This is a genomic window from Salipiger sp. HF18 (assembly GCF_011806505.1).
In the GTDB taxonomy this organism is placed as follows: domain Bacteria; phylum Pseudomonadota; class Alphaproteobacteria; order Rhodobacterales; family Rhodobacteraceae; genus Salipiger; species Salipiger thiooxidans.
This window is the reverse complement of sequence record NZ_JAATOS010000461.1, coordinates 1-3,126: the sequence shown is the minus strand read 5'-3', so window position 1 is coordinate 3,126 and position 3,126 is coordinate 1. Positions and strand designations below refer to the sequence as shown.

Here is a 3,126-nt window from a genome sequence, read left to right as displayed (position 1 = left end):
ACACGTCGCCCGGCTTGCGGAAGCCGTGCTCGGTCAGCGGGTCGATCAGCAGGCGGCGCACCCGGTCCCGCTTGGTCTCGGTCTTCGAGGTCTGCTCGTCGGTCAACCGCGACACCGGCGAGAGCGAGATCCAGTTCCTCAACGAGCACAAGGATGAGGCTCTATCTGCCGAAAACACCCCTCCTGCAGAGCCAGCTTCCGAACGGCTGGTGGATCCTGCCGACGCTCGCCTCGGGCGCCGTCGAGTGGCTCTACCTCACACGCGCGATATACCGCGCCATCACGGGGGGAGCCGAGTGATGCCGGCGCATCACCAACCAGAACCGCCGAAATGGCTCACAGAGGCCGCGCAGGTATGCCAGAATACCGGCGTGACCATTACCATCGAGCACCAGTCCCGCGTCTACAAAATCGCGCCTACCGTCGGCAGGCTGGACGGTGATGAACCAGACCTCGTGAACTGGAACCGCAGGTGAAAAGAAGCCTCCCCGCCTACGTCTACGCCCGAGGCAAGAAGGGCTATCTCTACTTCGTCCGTGGCGGGGTCTGCCAGCGCATCCAGAGCAAGCCCGGCACCGCCGAGTTCGCCGCCGATTACGCCCGGCTGATGCGGGGCCGCGTCGCGACGCCGAAGCAGAACATTGGCAAGCTCATCGAGCTTTTCATGAAGTCGCCGCAGTGGGCGAACTACGCGCACAACACCCGCCGGAACCACGAGCGGAACTTCCGCTATTTGCGCGAGACGGCGGGCAAGGTAGATCCCGCGAAGCTGCGCGCGGTCCATGTCTACGAGATGCGGGACGCCCTGGCGGACAAGCCGACCGACGCGAACCGCAAGATCGACACGCTGCTGGTGCTGATGAAGTACGCGGTCCAGATCGGATGGATCGACCGCAACCCGGCGCAGGATATCCAGAGGCTCAGCCCGACAGGCAAGAAGCGCAAGCCGTGGCCGGCAGATCTCATCGAGGCGTTTCGGGCGGAGGCAGAGGGCCGGGCCCTGCTTCTCTTCGAGATGCTTCTCGGCACCGGCCAGCGGATCGACGACGTGCTGAAACTGCGCTGGTCTGACCTGGACGACGACGGATTCACGCTGGTGCAGGGGAAGACGAAGGCTGAGCTCTACATCCCCCTAACCGACCGTCTGCGCGCCGTGCTGGCCGCAGAGAAAAAGCGCGGGCTGTTCATCGTCTGCCGTGAGGACGGGCAGCGGATCAGCTACCCCTCCGCCCACAAGGACATCATGACGGTGCGCCGGAAGATCGGGGCCGAGGACTACGACATCCACGCTCTGCGCTATGCGGCCGCGTCTGAAATCGCCGCCATCCCGGGCATGACCAGCGACCACGTGAAGGCGATCACCGGCCACGCCAGCGGCGCCATGATCCGCCTCTACGCCGGGGCCGCGCAACAGAAAGCGCGGGCGACAGAGGCCCAGAAAGCGCGTATGGACAGAACGAAACCAAAACGCGAACATTGAAACGCTGTTGAAACGGTGAAATCAGGCTGAACGATTTCAGCAACTTACGGGTCAAAAATGCTGTCGTACCAACACCTCTACCACGCCGGAAACCTCGCCGATGTGCAGAAGCACGCGCTGCTGGCGTGGATGCTCGAGTACCTGACGCAGAAGGACAAGCCGCTCACGTACATCGAGACCCACGCCGGGCGCGGGCTCTATGACCTGTCGAGCGCCGAGGCGCTGAAGACCGGCGAGGCCGAGAAAGGCATCGGCGCGCTGTCGAAGGCGCTGCCGTCGAGCCATCCCTATGCCCGCGCGCTGGCCCGGATCCGCAGCGAGAACGGTCCCCACGCCTACCCTGGCTCGCCGCTGATCGCGGCCACGCTGCTGCGCCCGCAGGACCAGCTGCACCTCGCCGAGCTTCACCCGCAGGAGCACGCGGCGCTGCGGCAGGCACTGCGCGCGCCCAATGTCTCGATCCGCCGGCAGGACGGCTTCGAGCTCGCCCAGAGCCTCTGCCCGCCCGAGCCGCGCCGGGGCCTGCTGCTGGTCGACCCCTCCTACGAGGTGAAGCAGGACTACGACCGCATCCCGAAATTCCTCTCCGCCGTGGCGAAGAAATGGAACGTCGGCGTGCTGGCGCTGTGGTACCCGATCCTGACCTCGGGGCTGCACGCCCCGATGCTGCAGGCGCTGACCCGCGACCATCCCGAGGCGCTGCGCCACGAGGTCCGCTTCCCGCCGATCCGCGAGGGCCACCGGATGGTGGGCTCGGGGCTCTTCGTGATCAATCCGCCCTGGGGGCTGGCAGACGAGGCGCGACGGCTCGACGCCCTGTTTTCAAAGGCGAAAAAACGCTGAGGACTCGCTCCGAAGCGGTGTATCCTCGGATCCATGCGCTGGCTCGTCCTGCTTCTCTGCGCCTCTCCGGCGCTCGCCTGCGAGGATCCGATCTGCGAGGTCCCGACCGACCTTTTGCGCTTCACCCGGATCATCGACTTCTCGTCCCTGCCCTCGGGCTACGGGGTCGGGCGGGCGCTGACCGGGGTGATCGACGGGAAGGGCGCGCATTTCGGCGAGCGCTTCGCCGTCTCGAGACCGCGACCGGGCATGACCACCTGACCGGCCTGCCGCAGCCGCCGCTGACGCTGCTGCCCGGCGAAGAGGGCACCAATCTCGGCACCATCAACCTCTGGGGCGACAACGTGCTCAAGGGCCACGGTCCGCGTGGCTTCCCCGATGCGGGCGCCGTGGGCGAAGGCGCCATCGCCGTGCTCTTCGACCGTGACCAGCCGGCGCTGGCGGTGGACATCCGCGGCGGCGAGGGTGGCACGGTGACGCTGGTGTTCTTCGACCGGCTCGGACGGCTGATCCAGACCATCACCCGGCAGGTCGACCGCGACACCGGCACGCTGACCCTGCTGCGGCGGGGCGCTGTCCCGGACATCGCGGGCTTCACGGTCGAGAACGAGGATCCCGAGGGGCTCGGCATCGACAACCTGCGCTTCGAGTTCCGCGAACTGCTGGGCACCCTGCCCGCCCCGCCGGGCGGGAGCGACGCCGGATGAGGGCGCTGGCCCTGCTCCTTCTTCTCGTTGCCCCCCCCGCCGATGCGGACGGGCTGCGGGCGGTGCCCTATGCCGCGCTCGAGGCGGCGCCGCACC

At 67.2% G+C, this 3,126-nt stretch carries 6 protein-coding genes; all 6 read left to right on the top strand.

Annotation, left to right across the window (positions count from 1 at the left end; all coding sequences use genetic code 11):
• Window positions 1-153 precede the first annotated feature (153 nt).
• The 6 genes from HC022_RS22435 (at window position 154) to HC022_RS29450 (ending at window position 3,030) form a co-directional block, all read left to right on the top strand.
• The gene (locus tag HC022_RS22435) at window positions 154-300 is read left to right on the top strand and encodes a hypothetical protein (protein ID WP_167453878.1); all 147 of its coding nucleotides are present in this window, start codon (window positions 154-156) and stop codon (window positions 298-300) included.
• Window positions 300-476 (top strand): hypothetical protein, encoded by a 177-nt coding sequence (locus HC022_RS22430; RefSeq protein ID WP_167453877.1) that lies wholly within the window; start codon window positions 300-302, stop codon window positions 474-476. The genes HC022_RS22435 and HC022_RS22430 overlap by 1 nt, the downstream gene beginning before the upstream one ends.
• Entirely contained in the window at window positions 473-1,480 is a 1,008-nt protein-coding gene (locus tag HC022_RS22425) for a tyrosine-type recombinase/integrase (RefSeq protein WP_167453876.1), read from the top strand. Before HC022_RS22430 ends, HC022_RS22425 begins: the two co-directional genes overlap by 4 nt.
• Window positions 1,481-1,537: 57 nt before the next feature.
• Window positions 1,538-2,323 (top strand): 23S rRNA (adenine(2030)-N(6))-methyltransferase RlmJ, encoded by a 786-nt coding sequence (locus tag HC022_RS22420; protein WP_008883183.1) that lies wholly within the window; start codon window positions 1,538-1,540, stop codon window positions 2,321-2,323.
• A 33-nt stretch (window positions 2,324-2,356) separates the two neighbouring features.
• Window positions 2,357-2,584: a hypothetical protein gene (locus HC022_RS29455; protein WP_254885233.1), complete on the top strand. Its 228-nt coding sequence runs from the start codon at window positions 2,357-2,359 to the stop codon at window positions 2,582-2,584.
• An 83-nt stretch (window positions 2,585-2,667) separates the two neighbouring features.
• The gene (locus HC022_RS29450; RefSeq protein WP_254885232.1) at window positions 2,668-3,030 is read left to right on the top strand and encodes a hypothetical protein; all 363 of its coding nucleotides are present in this window, start codon (window positions 2,668-2,670) and stop codon (window positions 3,028-3,030) included.
• Window positions 3,031-3,126: the final 96 nt, after the last annotated feature.

Coding starts and splice junctions, on each gene's coding strand:
- HC022_RS22435 (WP_167453878.1), top strand. CDS start 154: ATGAGGCTCTATCTGCCGAAAACACCCCTCCTGCAGAGCCAGCTTCCG.
- HC022_RS22430 (WP_167453877.1), top strand. CDS start 300: ATGCCGGCGCATCACCAACCAGAACCGCCGAAATGGCTCACAGAGGCC.
- HC022_RS22420 (WP_008883183.1), top strand. CDS start 1,538: ATGCTGTCGTACCAACACCTCTACCACGCCGGAAACCTCGCCGATGTG.
- HC022_RS29455 (WP_254885233.1), top strand. CDS start 2,357: ATGCGCTGGCTCGTCCTGCTTCTCTGCGCCTCTCCGGCGCTCGCCTGC.